Origin of the sequence: Streptomyces sp. adm13(2018) (assembly GCF_008042145.1) — a bacterium.
Taxonomy (GTDB): domain Bacteria; phylum Actinomycetota; class Actinomycetes; order Streptomycetales; family Streptomycetaceae; genus Streptomyces.
In genome coordinates, this window is sequence record NZ_RDBH01000121.1 from 10,603 (window position 1) to 27,190 (window position 16,588).

The following is a 16,588-nucleotide window of genomic DNA, read 5'->3' on the forward strand; positions in this document are numbered from 1 at the left end:
GCCTTCAGCCCCCCGCCCACTCCAACAACCGCTCCGCGGACCAGGTGTTGATCACCCGCTCCTCCGGCACGCCGCACTCCTCCGCCCGCGCGCAGCCGAGGATCTGCCACCCCAGCTGACCCGGCGCGTGCGCGTCCGTGTCCACCGCGAAGTACGTGCCCGCCGCCACCGCGAGCCGCAGCAGCCGCCGCGGCGGGTCGAGCCGCTCCGGCCGGCTGTTGATCTCGACGGCCGTCCCGGACTCGGCGCACGCGGCGAACACCCGCTCCGCGTCGAACTCCGACTCCGGCCGCAGCCGCCCGCCCGCCACCAGCCGGCCCGTACAGTGCCCGAGCACGTCCATCAGCGGGTCGCGCACGGCCCGTTCGAGCCTGCGGGTCATCGCCCGCGCGTCCATCCGGAGCTTCGAATGGACCGAACCGACCACCAGGTCGAGGCGGTCGAGCAGCTCCGGGTCCTGGTCGAGGGAGCCGTCCTCCAGGATGTCGCACTCGATGCCGGTGAGCAGCCGGAACGGCGCCCACTCCTCGTTCAGCCGCGCCACCACGTCCAGTTGCTCCCGGAGCCGCTCGGCCGACAGGCCCCGCGCCACCGTGAGCCGGGGCGAGTGGTCGGTGAGGACCGCCCACGCGTGGCCGAGCGAAGCGGCCGCCCGCCCCATGTCCTCGATCGAGGCGCCGCCGTCCGACCAGTCCGAGTGCAGATGGCAATCGCCGCGCAGCGCCGCCCGCAACTCCTGACCCCCGCCCGTCGGTTCGGCGGTCCTGAGAGACTCCTCCAGCTCCGCCTCCAGCCCGGCAAGGTACTCCGGGACCCGCCCGTCCAGCGCCTCGCGCACCACCGCCGCCGTCTTCGGCCCGATGCCCTTCACCGCCTCCAGGGTGCCCGCCGCCGCCCGCCGGGCCGCCTCTCCCTCCGGCAGGGCGGAGAGCGCGGCGGCGGCCGTACGGAAGGCCCGCGCCCGGTACCCGGGCGCCTGGGCGCGTTCCAGGAGGAACGCGATGCGGTTCAGTGCCGCCACCGGATCCATCGTGCCGCTCCCTTCCTCAGACGCCCTTCGCGAGGTCGGCCGGCACCTCGGCCGGACCGATCTCGCACCACACGGCCTTGCCCTCGCCGCGCGGCTCGACACCCCACCGCGACGCCAGCGCGTCGAGCAGCAGCAGTCCCCGCCCCGAGGTGGCGGCCTCTCCCGGGGTACGCCGACGGGGCCAGGCGCTCGACCGGTCCTGCGCCGACAGCCGTACCCGCCGCACCGGTTCGGGGAGCACCTCCAGGGTCAGCACCGCACCGCCCTCGGTGTGCAGCAGCACGTTCACGAGCAGCTCGCCCGTCAACAGCTCGGCGTCGTCGGCCAGTTCCGTCATGCCCCAGTCGCGCAGCGCCTGCCCCACGGCCGCGCGCGCGTCCGACAGGCCCTGCGGGTCGGCCTGGTGGATGTACTGGTGGATCCGCGGCGCCCGCGGTGTGCCCGGGTCCGGGCTGCGGCGCAGCACGAGGAGCGCCACGTCGTCCCCCGACCCCCAGCGCTCCCAGAGCCGCTCGGAGAGGTGGTCGGCGAGCGCCTCCGCCTGCGGCGGGCCGCTGCTGATCGCCCCGGAGAGCGCGGCGAGACCGGCCTCGATGTCCGAACCGGGCTGTTCCACGAGGCCGTCCGTGCACAGCACCAGCGTCTCCCCGGGCACGAGGTCGAGCCGCGTCTCCGGGAACTCCTCGTCGCCGAAGACCGTCGCGAGCCCCAGCGGCAGCCCGCCCCGCAGCTTGGGCCGCCCGACCCGCCCGTCGGTGTGCCGGATCAGCGGCCCCAGGTGCCCGGCCCGTACCGCGCGCAACGTGCCGCTGCCCAGGTCCACCTGTGCGTACGTGCAGGTCGCGAAGCGGTCGGTGTCCAGCTCGGCGAGGAAGCGGGAGGCGCGGGCGAGCACCGTCGACGGGGCGTGCCCCTCGCCCGCGTAGGCGCGCAGGGCGATCCGCAGCTGCCCCATGATGGCGGCGGCGTGCGTGTCGTGCCCCTGGACGTCGCCCACGACGATCCCGACCCGGCCGCGGGGCAGCGGGATCACGTCGTACCAGTCGCCGCCGACCTGCCGCCCGCTCCAGGCCGCGTGGTACCGCACGGCGATCTGGCCCCCCGCGAACTGCGGGATCCGGCGCGGCAGCATCGTCGCCTGGAGTCCGGTGGCGAGTTCCCGTTCCTCGTCGAAGAGGATCGCCCGCTGGAGCGACTGGGCGACGATCGCCGCGAGCCCGAGGGCCAGGTTCCGTTCGTCGGCGTTGAACGAGGTGCGGCCCCGGTAGAACAGGGCCATCCCGCCCAGCGAGCGCGCCTGCGCGACCAGCGGCAGGTAGCAGGCGGCCCGGAAGTCGAGGCGGTCCAGGTACGGGGCCAGCTCGGGGAAGTCCCGCCCGAGCGACGGGAACGACGGGGCGAACCGGGGCCGCCCGCTGAGCACCGCCTCGGCCAGCGGCATGCCCCGGTCGAGCCGGCGGACCCGGAAGTCGTCGAGCACGCCGAGGGTCTCGCCGCTGAGCGCGATGATGTTCAGCGAGCCGTTCTCGACGAGTCCGAGCGCCAGGCCGTCCGCGCCGAGCCGGGCGAGCCCGCCCGGGCCGGTCAGCGCGGCCGTCACGTCATCGACGGTCACCGCCCGCGACAGGGCGGCCGTGGTCCGCTCCACGATGTTCGTCTGGACCTCGCGGCGCTTCTCCAGCTCCCGCACGAAGGCGAAACGGGTCAGCTCGGCGGTCGTGTCCCGGACGACGCCGACGATCCGCCGGGCCCGCCCGTCCGGCGAGCGGAGGATCCGCGCCTGCACATGCGTCCAGTGGGGTGGTCCGTCGTCCTGCGGGATGGGGAAGTGCGCGGTGTACGAGACCTCGCCACTGGTCACCGCCGTCCGGACGACGCCTTCCAGCCGGGCCCGCTCGTCGGGCGCGAGCCGGCCGATCAGCGTCACCGGGCGGCCGTCATAGGCGTCCGGGACCACACCGAAGACCAGCAGCCCGGCCTCGTCGACATCGATCGTGCCCGTGTCGAGATTCCAGTCGAAGCTGCCGGTCCGGTCCATGGCGAGCCACTCGGCGGGCCCGATCTCGCCATTGCGCGTACGCCGGTCTTCATCGGTCATCCTCCCCATTGTCGAACCCGCGCCCCGCCGACGCCATGGCGATGACACGGCGTGGCGCGAGTTCCTCACGGCCGGGACGGCGGCGGGGACGGCGGACGTCCGGCGGCGGAGCCGTCCGAGGGTCGCTCCCGCCGCACCCGTCCCGGGGGATCACCCGCACCCCACGGGCCCCGGCGCGCCGCCCGGGCAGAATGGGCCGGTGCAGCCGCCCTACCGTGTTCTCGGTCCGTGCCAGGCCCTCCGTACCGACGACGGGACGGAGGCCGTCCTGGGCGGCGCCCGGCTCCGTGCTCTGCTCACCGCCCTCGCGGCCGCCGGAGGGCGGGCGGTGGGCACGCACGCGCTGATCGACCAGGTCTGGGGCGGGGCCGACGACGCCGGGGACGCCGACGTCCCGGACCGTACGGCGGCGCTCCAGGCCCTCGTCGGCCGGCTGCGCAGGGCGGCGGGCCGCGAGGCCGTCGCCTCCGCCCCCGGTGGCTACCGGCTGGCCGCCGAGCCGGACGCGGTCGACCTGTACCGCTTCGAGCGGCTGGCCGCCGAGGGCTCCGCCGCGCTCGGCGCGGGCGACCCGGCGCGGGCCGCCGCCCTCCTCGACGAGGCCCTCGCGCTGTGGCGGGGGCCCGCCCTCGTGGACCTCCCGGGCCGGGACGTGGACCCGCTGGTCGTCCGGGTCGAGCAGCGGCACGCACAGGCCCGCCGCGACCGGCTCGCGGCGGCACTGGCCCTGGGCCGGGCCGCGGAGGTCCTGGCGCCGCTCGCCGCCCTGGCGGCCGGAGAACCGCTCGACGAACCCCTCCAGGCCCTGCGGATCCGCGCCCTGCGCGCGGCGGGGCGGCCCGCCGAGGCCCTGGCCGCGTACGAGGAGGCCCGTAGGGGCCTCGCGGACCGGCTGGGTACGGATCCGGGGCCGGAACTGCGGGCGCTGTACGTCGAACTCCTGGCGGACGGTACGGCCCCGGCACCGGAACCGGAGGCCCACGGGCGGCTCGGGAGCGGGCCGGGCAGCGCCGTGCCGGGCGGGCCGAGTGGCGGGACCGGGTCGGGTGCGGCCGGGACGGCGGCCGCGCCGGGTGGCCCCGCCGCGACCGGGCGGGGTGCCTCCGCCGGTCTTCCCGCGCGGCTCACCTCCTTCATCGGACGTGAGGACGAGCTGGGCGACCTCGGCGCGGACTGGGGTGACCGGCGGCTCGTCACCCTCACCGGGCCCGGCGGCGTCGGCAAGACGCGGCTCGCCCTTGAGGCGGCCGGCTCGTACCGGGACGGGGCGGTCCACCTCGCCGAACTCGCCGCCGTACGCCAGGAGTCCGGGGTCGCCCCGGCCGTCCTCGGCGCGATCGGCGCACGCGGCACGCACGGCTGGCACCGCTCGGGGGTCGGGGCCGCCGACCCGGAGGACCCGTACGCCGAGATCGTCGAGCACTGCGCCGGGCGGCGGATGCTGCTCGTCCTCGACAACTGCGAGCACCTGGTCGCGGCGGCGGCCGAGCTGGTGCACGTACTGCTCGGTCGCCGCCGCGACCAGGTGCTCGCAGTTGTCGAGGAGCTCCTCGATCACGTCCCAGTTCAGCAGCAGCTCGCCGGCCTCCTCGACCGCCTGGTGGTCGAGCCACACCTGCGGGGTGCGGACCGAACTGCTCACCTGGCGGCCGTTCTCACCGATCCCGGCGAGGTGCCGTACGACTCCGCCGCGCTCGGCATCCTGCGGGCGGGGGCGGCGTACGTGCCGATCGACGCCCGGGTGCCCGCGGAGCGGCTGCACGTGCTGCTGGACAGCGCGGGGATCTCTCAGGTGGTCACCCAGCCGTGGGTGGACGACCTCGCGGACTGGCCGCGGGACGTGGCCAGGACCGTGGTGCGGGCCGACGGGCCCGACGTGGAGGCCGGTGGTGCGGTGGAGCCGCTCGGGCCGTCGGGCGCCGAGTCCACCGACCTCGCCTATGTGATCTTCACGTCGGGTTCCACGGGTCTGCCCAAGGGCGTGATGATCGAGCACGGCGCGGCCCTGAACACGATCGTCGACGTCAACGAGCGCTATCGGGTCACCGCGGCGGACCGCGCCCTCGGACTGTCCGCGATGCACTTCGACCTGTCGGTGTACGACGTCTTCGGACTGCTGTCGGCGGGCGGTGCCCTCGTCCTGCCGGAGCCGTCCGCGCACCGCGAGCCCGCGCGCTGGGCGGAGCTCGTCACCGAGCACGGGGTGACGATCTGGAACAGCGTGCCGGCGCTGATGGAGATGTTCACCGAGCACGCCCTGGCGAACCGGCTCTCCGGGCTGCCGCTGCGGCTGGTCATGATGAGCGGGGACTGGATCCCGGTGACGCTGCCGGGCCGGATCCGGCTGCTCCTGGAGGACGCCGAGCTGTGGAGCCTCGGCGGCGCCACCGAGGCATCGATCTGGTCGATCCTGCACCCGATCGGCGAGGTCACCGAGGACTGCGTGAGCATCCCCTACGGCAAGGCCATGCGGAACCAGCGCTTCCATGTGCTGGACGCCGCCCTGCGCCCCTGCCCGGTGTGGGTCCCCGGCGACCTCTACATCGCCGGGGTGGGGCTGGCACGCGGCTACCTGAACGACGAGGTGAAGACCGCCGCCGCGTTCCTGCACCACCCGGTCACCGGTGAGCGGCTCTACCGGACCGGCGACCTGGGCCGCTTCCTGCCGGACGGCAGCATCGAGTTCCTCGGCCGGCAGGACTCCCAGGTCAAGATCCAGGGCTACCGCATCGAACTGGGCGAGGTGGAGGCCGCTCTCACCCAGTGCGAGGGCGTCCGGGCCGCCGCGGTGGTCGCGGCGGGCGAGCAGCACGGGCCCAAGCGGCTGATCGCGTACGTCGTCCTCGACGAGGGGCGCGACGACTCCGAGCAGCGGATCACCGACGCGCTGCGCAAGGTGGTCCCCCAGCACCTGGTGCCGCAGCGGATCCTGGTCCTGGACGAACTGCCCCTGAGCGACAACGGCAAGGTGAACCGGGCGGCGCTGCCCGCTCCCGACGAGGTCGCCGTCGAGGGCGCCGGGTTCGTCGCCCCGCGCGACGAGGTGGAGCGCCGACTCGCCGAGATCTGGGCGGAGTTCTTCGGCGTGGCCGAGATCGGGGTGACCGCGAGCTTCTTCGACCTCGGCGGGGACTCGCTGCTCGCGGTGCGGCTGATGGCCAGGATCGCCCGCGGTCTGGGCCGCAGCCTGCCGCTGTCCAGCCTGTTCGCCCGGCCGACGATCGAGCTGCTCGCGCAGGCGGTCCGGGAGGTCGGCAGCGGCGAGGAGGGCCGGCGGGCGCTCGTCCCGGTGCGGACCACGGGCTGGCGGACTCCGCTGGTCTTCGTCCACCCGGTCGGCGGTGACGTGCTGTGCTACGCGGAGCTGGCCGAACTCCTGGGCCACGACCAGCCGTTCTACGCGTTGCAGCTCCCGGACCGGGAACTGGCGAGCGTCGAGGACATGGCCGCCCACTACGTCGCGGCGGTCCGAGAGGCGCTGCCCGAGGGCCCGTACCGGCTCGGCGGCTGGTCGATGGGCGGGGTGATCGCCCTGGAGATGGCGGCCCAGCTGACCGCCGCGGGGTGCGAGGTCGAACTGCTCGCCGTGGTCGACCTGATCGAGCGGCCCGGGCCGGCCGAGGGCGCGCCGGTCTCCGACGAGGTGCTGCTGTCCTGGTTCGCCCGGGACCTGGCGGGCCTGGCCGGGGTGGCGTGGGAGCTGCCGGCCGAGGCGTTCGACGGACGTCCGCCGGTGGAGGTGCTGTACGAGGAGGCGCGGGCGGCGGGGGCGTTGTCGGTGGACATCGACCTCGACACGCTGAGTTCCATCGTCGGCCGGTTCCAGAGCAACTACCGGGCCCTGCTGCGGTACGCGCCCAGCGGCTTCGCCGGCCGGGTGCTGTCGCTGCGGGCGGCGGACGGCGGCGCGTCCGTCGAGACGGCGTCCCGCTGGATGGAGTACTTCCCCGGTGACGCCACCCTCGTCGACGTGCCCGGCGACCACTACACGGTGATGCGCGGCGAGCGGCTGCGGGTCCTCGCGGACGAGCTGAGCCGGGCCCTCGACGCCCACTGAACCGACCCGGCCGGGCCGCCCCCGCGGTGGCCCGGCCGACCAGCCCCGGACCGGTCCCCAGGGTTCCACGGGACCCGGTCCAAGAAGTGAGGACGATCGGTATGCGAAGTGATCAGGCCGGCCCGATGCGGCGGCGGAACGGCGGAGTTCCCGCCACGGGTGCCGGAGCGGGCCGATGAGGGCGCTGCCGGCCTCCGTGCCGGTCGCCGTCGTCGGGGCGGGCCAGTCCGGGCTCGCCGTCGGGTACCACCTGCGGCAGGCCGGGGTGGAGTGCGTACTGCTGGACGCGGGCGGTGAGGTCGGCGAGACGTGGGAGCGGCGCTGGGACTCACTGACGCTGTTCACGTCCGCGCAGTTCTCCGGGCTGCCGGGCCTGCCGTTCCCGGGCGAGGGCCGGCACTACCCCGGCAAGGACGAGGTGGTGACGTACCTGCGGGAGTACGCCGAGCGGTTCGACCTGCCCGTGCTGCCGGACCACCGGGTGCTGTCGGTACGGCGGGACGGGGACGGGTTCCTGCTGAACACGACGCGGGGCGAGTGCCGGGCAGGTCGCGTGGTGATCGCGACCGGGGCGTTCGGCGTCCCCCGGCTCCCGGAGTTCGCGGGGGCGCTGGGCGCGGACGTGCCCGCGCTGCACACGAGCGAGTACCGGAGTCCCGCGCAGCTGGCGCCGGGGACGGTGGTGGTCGTCGGGGACGGCAACTCGGGCCGGCAGATCGCCGCGGAGCTGTCCGGCACCCACGAGGTGCTGCTCAGCTGTAGCGAGGCCGTCTCCCCGCCGCTGCCCCAGACGGTGGTGGGCCGGGACATGTTCTGGTGGATGAGCGTGCTCGGGGTGATGCGGCTGCCGGTGAACATGCAGGCGCCCGACCCGGTCGTCGGCGACCGGGTGCCCGAGCTCGTCGCGGCGGGCGCGATCCGCACGGTCGGCCGGATCACCGCGGCCGACGGCGCGGAACTGCTGACCGCGGACGGCGAGCGCGTCAAGCCGTCGGCGGTGATCTGGGCGACCGGCTTCCGGACCGACTGGAGCTGGCTCGACCCGGAGATGCTGGACGACGAGGGGCAGCCGCGGCACACCGAGGGCGTGGGCGCGGTCCCCGGCAGCTACTACCTGGGGCTGTACCGGATGCGTACCCGCGGTTCTGCGCTGATCGGCTTCGTCGGCCGGGACGCCGAGCACATCGCGGGGGCGATCGTCGCCGCCCGCGGCGAGGACGCCACGACCGCTCCGACCACGACCGGAGGCCTGCCCTCATGACCAGTGCCACCTCGACCGAACTCGACGTGCTGGGCGCGCTGCTGGCGTTCGACTTCATCGGGTTCGCCCAGAAGTCGGCGGCGCTCGACCCCGCCGATCCCGCGTACGGCCGGGCCGTGGGCGCCGCCTTCGGGATAGCGGCCCGGCGGCGCTTCCCGGAGGGCGCGGCGCCCGGGGAGATCGACGGGTACGTCGCCGAGGTCCTCGGCTCGCTGGACGCGGGCGCGGAGGACTTCGACCCGGCGTTCCTGGCGGGGTTGCTCGCCGCCGGACTCGCCGGGGACGAGGAGCCCGTGGGCGGGCTCCCGGACCCCGAGGCGGCCATCCAGGCCAGGCTGGTGCTGACGCTCCGGCTGGCCCGGGAACTCGGTCTCGACGCCCACGGGCAGCGGGAGCTGCTGTCCGAAGCGGCGGGCCGGCTGGCCGTCTGACGCGGCGGGCCGACTGGCCCGTGCGAGGCGGGCGGGCCCGGGGCGGCGCCCCGGACGGTCCTGGTGTGCCGGGCCGTCCGGGGCGCCGCCCCGCCGTTCACGGAGCGGGCGTACCGGGTGTCGCGCCCGTCCCCGCAGCCCCGGGCTCCCCGGCCGTCCGCGGCCCCTCGGCCGTCTGCGGGCCAGGAGCGCCCGGGGCCGGGGTCCAGACGTCGAGGGTGCCCTCCGCGTACCGGGACCGTACGGCTCGCTTGTCGTACTTGCCGACGCTGGTCTTGGGCACCGCGTCCACGAACGACCACCGCTCCGGCACCCACCAGCGGGCGACCCGTCCGGTGAGGAACTCCCGCAGCCCCGCCCCGTCGACCTCGCCACCTGGCACCAACGACACGCAGGCCAGCGGGCGTTCCTCCCAGCGGGGGTCGGGCACGCCGACCACGATGGCCTCCAGGACCGCCGGATGCTCGATGATCGCGTTCTCCAGCTCGATGGTGGAGATCCACTCGCCGCCGCTCTTGATGCCGTCCTTGAGCCGGTCGCTGACCACCACCCAGCCGCCCGGCTCGATCACTCCGAGGTCGCCGGTGCGCAGCCAGCCGTCGTGGAACCTGTCGGCGGAGTCGGGGGTGTTGTGGTACGAGCCGGTGACCCACGGTCCGCGGAGCTCCAGTTCGCCCACCGAGGTGCCGTCCCAGGGCTGTTCGGTGCCGTCCTCGCCGATCAGCCGGACGTCGACGTAGGGCATCACCCGGCCGCTCTTGGCCAGCCAGCCGACCTCCTCCTCGTCGGGGGTGCCGTGCGGGGGGACGGCGAAGGTGGCGAGGGGGCTGGTCTCGGTGAGGCCCCAGCCCTGGATCAGCCGGACGCCGTAGCGGTCCTTGAGCCGCTGGAGCAGGGCGCGCGGCGGGGTGGCGCCGCCACAGCCCGCGAGGCGTACGGCGCCGAGGTCGAGCGGGTGCTGTTCGCCGTGGTGGACCAGGCTGTTCCAGATGGTGCAGATCGCGGCCACCGCGGTGGGCCGTTCCTCGTTGATGATGCGGGCCAGGTCGGGGGTGTGGAGCTGCGGGCCGTTCATGATCAGGTCGGCGCCGGCCAGCCACGCGGAGTACGGCCAGCCCCAGGCGTTGGCGTGGAACATGGGGACGATCGGCAGGACGCGGTCGCCGTCGTGCATGGCGAAGCCGGAGCCGCCCGAGACGCCGAGGGTGTGCAGGGAGATCGAGCGGTGGCTGTAGGCCACGCCCTTGGGGTCCCCGGTGGTGCCGGTGGTGTAGCAGAGCGCCGCCGCCTCCCGTTCGTCCAGGTCGGGCCAGACGTAGCCGGGCCGTTCGGCGGCGAGGAGTTCGTCCCAGCGGTGCACGGCGATGTGCCCGGGCAGCTCGACCTCGGGCGCGCCGCCGATGACGACCACATGGCGTACGCCGCCGAGGCGTCCGGCGAGGGGGCGGAGCATGTCCTGGAGGGTGGCGTCGACCAGGAGGACGGCGTCCTCGGCGTGTTCGACGATGTAGCCCAACTGGTCGGGGTGGAGGCGCAGGTTGAGGGTGTGGAGTACGGCCCCCATGCTCGGTACGGCGAGGTAGGCCACCAGGTGTTCGGGGGTGTTCCAGGCGAGCGTGGCGACCCGTTCGCCGAGCTGGACGCCCAGTCGGGCCAGTGCCGCGGCGAGTTGCTCGGCCTGGGCGGCGATCTCGGCGAAGGTCTGGACGGAGCGCTCGGCGCGGCCGTCGGCGCAGCGGATCACCCGGCTGTCCGCGTAGACGCGTTGACCGTGTCCCAGGAGGTCACGGACGAGCAGCTCGCGGTCCTGCATCGTGCTCTTCATGGTGCGGCCCCTTGGAGGTTGCGCCGTCAGAAGGACGGAGCCGGCCCCTAGGGAGGGGCCGGCTCCTCCGGCGTGCGTCGGCGGCCGGCCGGCGCACGCCGCTGCTCGATCAGGCCGGGATCAGCCCGTGAACAGGATCTCTCCGAGCATCTTGGAGGTCACGTGATCGTGGTCGAGGAGGTTGACCCGGGCGTTCATCTTGCCGCTGCCGGTCGCGAACGCGTAGTTGCCGGTCCCCCCGGTGATCGAGAACGTGCCGGTCGGGTAGACCAGGGTGTCCGCGGTCAGCGGCGCGGTGAGCTGGTACGTCAGGGTGAGCTTGTCCCCGTCGGCCTCCGTGATGGTCGCGGTCCCCTTGATGTCGTACTTGCCGGGGATGGTCGCGGTACACACGACCTCGGTCTGCGTCCACGTGCCGCCGGTGGTGGGCTTGCCGGTGGCGGTGCCCGACCCGGTCACGTTGTAGCCGTTGCAGCCCACGGTGTCGGGGTGCGTGGTCGCGACCACGGCGAAGTTCGCCGTGCTGTTGACGCTGGGGTCGTACGCCTTGATGGACGTGGTGGCGGTGTCGGTCTCCGCCGCGAAGGTGGCACCGGCCGTACCGCCCGCTATCAGTAACGTGGCGGCGGTGACGCCTGCGGTGCGGGCGAACCATCTCTGCGCGAGTCTTGTCATCTTCTCCCCCGGAATGATACGGAAACTGCTCAACTACGCCTATTTGCAGGCCTGTTGAAGACAGCTTCCCTGATCGAAAGGCCTTGCGTCGAGGCATTCGGGCTTTTGCCTCCGGGAGGCCCTCATTCCGGGGGAAACGCCCGCTCCGGGCACGCCCCCGGGGCTCGGGTCAGCCGAGCTGGCGGCGTACGAGGGCGTGGAAGGCGCCGCCCGTGTCGGCGAGCAGCGCGGCGGGCGGGCCCTGCTGGACCACCCGGCCGTCCGCCATCACCACCACCCGGTCGGCGTCCATGACGGTGGAGAGCCGGTGGGCGATCACGACGCGGGTGGCGCGCAGGGCCCGGGTGGACTCGATGACGACCCGCTGGGCCTCGTTGTCCAGGGCGCTGGTGGCCTCGTCCAGGAAGAGGACCCGGGGCTTGCGGATGAGGGCCTGCGCGATCATCAGCCGCTGGCGCTGACCGCCGGAGACGGTCCCCCCGCCGTCGGACAGCATGGTGTGCATCCCCATCGGCATCGCCTTGATGTCCTCGGCGATCCCCGCCATCGCGGCCGCCTCCCAGGCCTCCTCCGGCGTGTACGGCTCCGCCCCGCGGATGCAGTCGAGGATGGACCCGGAGAGCGGCTGTGCGTGCTGGAGGACGACTCCGCACTGGCGGCGCACCGCCGCCCGGTCGAGCGCCGCCAGGTCCTGGCCGTCGTAGAGCACCCCGCCCTCCACCGGCCGGTCGAAGCCGATGAGGAGGCGGAGCAGGGTGGACTTGCCGCAGCCGCTGGGGCCGACGACGGCGACGAACTCGCCGGGCCGCACGCGCACCGACACGTCGTCGAGGACCAGCGGCCCGTCGTCGGTGTACCGGTAGGAGACGTTCTTCGCCTCGACCGCCCCGCTCAGTACGCCCGGCTGGGTGCTGGATCCGCGTACCTCGGGCGGCTCCCGGAGAACCGGGCCGAGCTGCTCGAACATCGGCTGTACGGCGGCGGCCGAGATCAGGGCACCGGTCAGCTGGGTGACCGAGGACAGCAGGATCGTCACGGCGGTGCTGAAGGTGAGGAACTCGGCGGCGGACATGCTGCCCCGCGCCGGTCCCGCGAGCAGCATGAACATCACCAGCATGCACAGCGGCGGGCAGACCGCGTTGAGGACGGTGACGGCGTTCTTGATCCGGCCGATCCGCTGCTGGAGCTCGCGGGTGCGGGCGAACTCCCGCGCCCAGGCGGCGTAGGCGAAGCTCTCGGCCGCAGCCACGCGCAGCTTGGGCAGCCCACGCAGGGTCTGGAACGCCTGGTTGTTGAGCTTGTTGCCGAGCGCCAGCAGCCGCCGCTGGTAGCGCAGTTGCCAGAGTCCGAGCCCCAGGAAGAGGCCGGCGACGAGGAGCAGCACGGCGAGCGCGGCCAGGGCGAGGGGCACGCTGTAGAAGAGCAGCAGGACGAGGTTGACGGTGCCGACGGTGCTCGCCTGGAGGCAGACCGAGCCGATGCCGGAGAGGACGCTGCGGATGGCGCTGACGCCCATGGCCGCGCTCGCCAGCTCGCCGGTGGAGCCGCCGGCGAAGAACGTCACGGGCAGCCGCAGCAGCCGGTCCCAGACGGCCGGCTGGAGGGTGGCCTCGACGCGGCCCTCCAGGCGCAGGATCGCCATGTTCTGCAGCAGCATGAAGGCGGCCGAGACGAGGGAGGTCACGATCAGCGCGTACGCGGTCTGCACGATGAGGTCGCTCTCGGCCCGTGGCACGTACGCGCCGAGGACCCGGCCGGTGGCCAGCGGGACGAGCGCGCCGAGTCCGACCGCCACCAGACCGCCCAGGAGCAGGCCGCGCAGGTCCCGGCCGGTTCCCCGCAGCCCGAAGCGGACCAGCCGCAGCACTCCCGGCCGGCCCTCGGGCAGCGGGCGGTAGAACATGACGGCGCCGGGTTCGAAGGCGCCCTCGTCGGCGGCGCCGATCCGCTCGCGCCGCCCGGTCGCCGGGTCGACGGCCACGTACCCGCCGCGCCGCCACAGCAGCGCGACCGGCGCGCCGTCCTCCTCCCGGCGGCCCACCAGCGGCCCGCTGTCCTCGCGCCACCAGCGGCCGTGGAGCCGGACGGTCCGGGTGCGGATCCGCGAGGCGACCGCGAGGCGCTCGACGGGGTCGGCGGGGCCGGGGCCGGCCGCGGCCCCGACCGGCTCCGTCAGGGAGACGCCCGCCTCGCGCGCGACCAGCCGGCAGGCGGCGAAGGCCGCGTCGTCACCCCCGCGCCCCGGGGTCCCGCGGGGCCGCCCGCCGGAGCGGCCGATCGAGGCGAGCAGGGCCCGGTCGGCCTGCGTACGGGCGGCCTCGCCGGCCTCGATGCCGGCCGCGGTCCGGTCCTCGTGGGCGCGCTCGACCTGCTCGATCCAGTCGTCCAGGGCGTACAGCAGGCGGTACTGCTGGTCGACCATGCCCTGCCACATCTCCCCGTCGACGAGGAGCGCGGCCGCGGTGTCGTACCCCTCGTATCCCTCGTACACGGCGCCGTACCGCACGCTCCCGGGGGTGATCTGCATCCACAGCACGTCGTCGTCGGCCGCGCCCGGGCCGGCGGTGGCGCGGCTCTCCAGCGGCGCCTGGTAGAGGACGCGCAGACCGCGCCCGACGCCGAGCGCGAAGGCGTTCTCCAGCGGACTCGGCGGCACCTCGGCGAGGCCGTGATCCCCCGGTCCGTACGGGGTGAGCGCGCGCAGCTCGATGCGGCGTAGCAGGCAGCCCGGGAGCGGACGGGCGATCAGGGTGTGGCCGGGGCCCTCGGCGGGGCCGAGCAGCAGCGCGCCCGGGGCGAGGCGGCCGAGGAAGTGCCAGTGGCCCTCCTGCACCGCGTCGACGGCGAACAGGTCGAGTCCGCCCTCGACGACGAGCCACAGGACGAGCGGCCCCTCCAGGGAGAGGCTGCGCAGCCGCGCGCAGTCGACGGGGGTGCCGAGTCCGCCCAGGGCGGCGACGACCGGGTCCGGGGCGACGGGTGCGGGGTGGGGGGAGGTCACCTCAGTGCTCCTTGACCAGTCGGGCGTACGCGCCTCCGGCGGCGAGCAGGTCCTCGTGCCGTCCGCGCTCGACGACGGTGCCCCGCTCCAGGACGACGATCTCGTCGCTGTCGCGGACGGTGCTGAGCCGGTGGGCGATGACCACGCAGGCGCAGCCGCGGCGGCGCAGGTTGTCGATGACGAGGCGCTCGGTGGCCGCGTCCAGGGCGCTGGTCACCTCGTCCAGGACCAGGACGCTGGGGCGCCGGACCAACGCCCGCGCGATCTCCAGGCGTTGGCGCTGGCCACCGGAGAAGTTGCGGCCGTCCTGCTCGACCCGGCTGTGGATGCCGCCGGGCCGGCGGGCGACCACCTCGTACACGGCGGCGTCCTGAAGGGCGGCGACGACGGCCTCGTCCGGGAGGGAGGGGTCCCACAGGGCGATGTTGTCGCGGACGGTCCCCTCGAAGAGGAAGACGTCCTGGTCGACGAAGGAGACGGAGGCGGCGAGCGCGCCGCGGGGGATGTCCTCCAGCCGCATGCCGTCGATGCGGATGGTGCCCTCCCAGGGGGCGTACAGACCGGAGACCAGCCGGGAGACCGTGGACTTGCCGCTGCCGGAGCCGCCGACGAGCGCGACCTGCCGGCCCGGGCCGACCGCGAGCGAGAAGTCCTCCAGGAGCGGCGCGTCGAGCGGGCTGTAGCCGAAGGTGATGCCGTCCAGCACCACCTGGCCGGTGAGCCGGCGGGCGGCGGCGGGCGGTTCGCGCCGCGAGTACAGCGGGTCGACGGGGAAGTTCTCGACGTCCTTGAGGCGGGCGACGTCGGCGGCGAAGTCCTGGATGCGGCCGGCCACGCCGTTGAGTCGCGTGATCGGGGTGGTGAAGCTGGTGACGAGGGCCTGGAAGGCGACGAGCAGACCGACCGAGAGGTGACCCTCCACGGCGCGCAGGCCGCCGATCATCAGGATCAGCGCGCTGTTGAGCGCGGCGAGCGTCGGCGCCACGATCGCCAGCCACATGCCGGGGACACCGAGCCGCTGCTGCACGTCGAGGGTGACGGCGTGCTGGCCGGCCCAGCGGCGGAAGAACCCGTCCTCGCCGCCGGTGGCCTTCATCGTCTCGATGAGCTGGAGCCCGCTGTACGCCGTGTTGGTCAGCCGGGCGCTCTCGGCGCGCAGCTTCTGGGTGTCGGTGGCCCGCAGGTGGATGACGATCCGCATGGCCACGACGTTCAGCAGCGCGACGCCGATGCCGACGAGCGTCAGCTGCGGGTCGTAGGTCCAGAGCAGCACGGCGTAGAGGACGACGACCACGGCGTCCACGCCGGCGGCGGCGAGGTCGCGGGCGAGGGTCTCGGCGACCGCGTCGTTGGACTCCAGGCGCTGGACCAGGTCGGCCGGGTTGCGCTGGGAGAAGAAGGAGACGGGCAGGCGGAGCAGGTGCCGCAGGAAGCGGGCGCTGCCGAGGGTGGAGGAGATGACCCGGCCGCGCAGCAGGTTCGCCTGCTGGAGGTGGGTGAGCACCGCCGTGAGCAGCAGGGCCGCCGCCGTGGACGCGAAGAGGACGCCGAGGAGCGAGGTCTGCTCCCCGATCAGGAACATGTCGATGTACGTACGGCTGAGCGCGGGGATCGCCGCGCCGACGACGACCAGGAGGAGGCTGGCGAGCACGGCGGCGAGCAGGGTGCCCGAGGTGCCCCGCAGCCGGGCGGGCATCGCGCTCATGACGCCGGGCCTCCGGCCGGTGCGGCGGAAGTCCTCGCCGGGCTCGAAGGTGAGCACGACGCCGGTGAAGCTGGTGTCGAACTCCTCCATGGGCACGAAGCGGCGGCCCTTGGCGGGGTCGTTGATGTGGACGCCCCGGCGGCCGAGGCGGCGGCCGATGCCCTCGTAGACGACGTAGTGGTTGAACTCCCAGAAGAGGACGGCCGGCGGCCCGACCCCGGCGAGGGCGGCCAGGTCCATCTGCATGCCCTTGGCCCTGAGACCGTAGCCGCGGGCCGCCTTGAGGATGTTGCCGGCGCGGGATCCGTCGCGGGAGACGCCGCAGGCGATGCGGAGCTCTTCCAGGGGGACGAAGCGGCCGTGGTGGCCGAGCACTATGGCCAGCGCGGCGGCGCCGCACTCCACCGCCTCCATCTGGAGCACGGTGGGGGTGCGCACGGGGCGGGGCGTACGGCCCTTGGGGACGGGCCGGCGGCGGGGGTTCCGGCGGGCCGTCCCCAAGGGC

General features: G+C 74.4%; 9 protein-coding genes. 3 read left to right on the forward strand and 6 right to left on the reverse strand.

Going from position 1 to position 16,588, the window contains the following annotated elements:
- Positions 1-4 precede the first annotated feature (4 nt).
- Both EAO70_RS15565 and EAO70_RS15570 read right to left on the reverse strand, forming a co-directional pair.
- Positions 5-1,030, reverse strand: a complete 1,026-nt coding sequence (locus tag EAO70_RS15565; RefSeq protein ID WP_148003579.1) for a PHP domain-containing protein — start codon at positions 1,028-1,030, stop codon at positions 5-7.
- A gap of 16 nt (positions 1,031-1,046) precedes the next feature.
- On the reverse strand, positions 1,047-3,128 hold the full coding sequence (locus tag EAO70_RS15570; protein WP_148003580.1) for a SpoIIE family protein phosphatase: 2,082 nt from the start codon (positions 3,126-3,128) through the stop codon (positions 1,047-1,049).
- Positions 3,129-3,327: 199 nt separating this feature from the next.
- Here EAO70_RS15570 and EAO70_RS15575 point away from each other — a divergent pair, with 199 nt between their 5' ends.
- The 3 genes from EAO70_RS15575 to EAO70_RS15585 all read left to right on the forward strand — a co-directional run bounded on the left by EAO70_RS15575 (position 3,328) and on the right by EAO70_RS15585 (position 8,877).
- Entirely contained in the window at positions 3,328-7,185 is a 3,858-nt protein-coding gene (locus tag EAO70_RS15575) for an amino acid adenylation domain-containing protein (RefSeq protein ID WP_148003581.1), read from the forward strand.
- 175 nt (positions 7,186-7,360) lie between these two features.
- A complete protein-coding gene (locus EAO70_RS15580; RefSeq protein ID WP_148003582.1) occupies positions 7,361-8,446 on the forward strand; it encodes a flavin-containing monooxygenase in 1,086 nt (361 codons plus the stop codon).
- Positions 8,443-8,877 carry a hypothetical protein gene (locus tag EAO70_RS15585; RefSeq protein WP_148003583.1) on the forward strand — a complete coding sequence of 145 codons (435 nt, stop codon included), beginning with the start codon at positions 8,443-8,445 and terminating at the stop codon, positions 8,875-8,877. The genes EAO70_RS15580 and EAO70_RS15585 overlap by 4 nt, the downstream gene beginning before the upstream one ends.
- Positions 8,878-8,974: 97 nt before the next feature.
- On the opposite strand, the gene EAO70_RS15590 is transcribed toward EAO70_RS15585, so the two are convergent.
- From EAO70_RS15590 to EAO70_RS15605, 4 genes are all read right to left on the reverse strand, one after another.
- Positions 8,975-10,702, reverse strand: coding sequence for a long-chain-fatty-acid--CoA ligase (locus EAO70_RS15590; RefSeq protein ID WP_148003584.1), 1,728 nt, complete (start codon positions 10,700-10,702; stop codon positions 8,975-8,977).
- 120 nt (positions 10,703-10,822) lie between these two features.
- On the reverse strand, positions 10,823-11,377 hold the full coding sequence (locus EAO70_RS15595; RefSeq protein WP_148003585.1) for a hypothetical protein: 555 nt from the start codon (positions 11,375-11,377) through the stop codon (positions 10,823-10,825).
- A gap of 169 nt (positions 11,378-11,546) precedes the next feature.
- The gene (locus EAO70_RS15600) at positions 11,547-14,378 is read right to left on the reverse strand and encodes an NHLP bacteriocin export ABC transporter permease/ATPase subunit (RefSeq protein WP_148003586.1); all 2,832 of its coding nucleotides are present in this window, start codon (positions 14,376-14,378) and stop codon (positions 11,547-11,549) included.
- A 1-nt stretch (position 14,379) separates the two neighbouring features.
- Positions 14,380-16,584: an NHLP family bacteriocin export ABC transporter peptidase/permease/ATPase subunit gene (locus EAO70_RS15605; protein ID WP_187283901.1), complete on the reverse strand. Its 2,205-nt coding sequence runs from the start codon at positions 16,582-16,584 to the stop codon at positions 14,380-14,382.
- Between the last annotated feature and the right edge of the window lie 4 nt (positions 16,585-16,588).

Excerpts from the sequence above, each read along its gene's own strand:
- EAO70_RS15565 (WP_148003579.1), bottom strand. The coding sequence starts at position 1,030 with ATGGATCCGGTGGCGGCACTGAACCGCATCGCGTTCCTCCTGGAACGC.
- EAO70_RS15570 (WP_148003580.1), bottom strand. The coding sequence starts at position 3,128 with ATGACCGATGAAGACCGGCGTACGCGCAATGGCGAGATCGGGCCCGCC.
- EAO70_RS15580 (WP_148003582.1), top strand. The coding sequence starts at position 7,361 with ATGAGGGCGCTGCCGGCCTCCGTGCCGGTCGCCGTCGTCGGGGCGGGC.
- EAO70_RS15585 (WP_148003583.1), top strand. The coding sequence starts at position 8,443 with ATGACCAGTGCCACCTCGACCGAACTCGACGTGCTGGGCGCGCTGCTG.
- EAO70_RS15590 (WP_148003584.1), bottom strand. The coding sequence starts at position 10,702 with ATGAAGAGCACGATGCAGGACCGCGAGCTGCTCGTCCGTGACCTCCTG.
- EAO70_RS15595 (WP_148003585.1), bottom strand. The coding sequence starts at position 11,377 with ATGACAAGACTCGCGCAGAGATGGTTCGCCCGCACCGCAGGCGTCACC.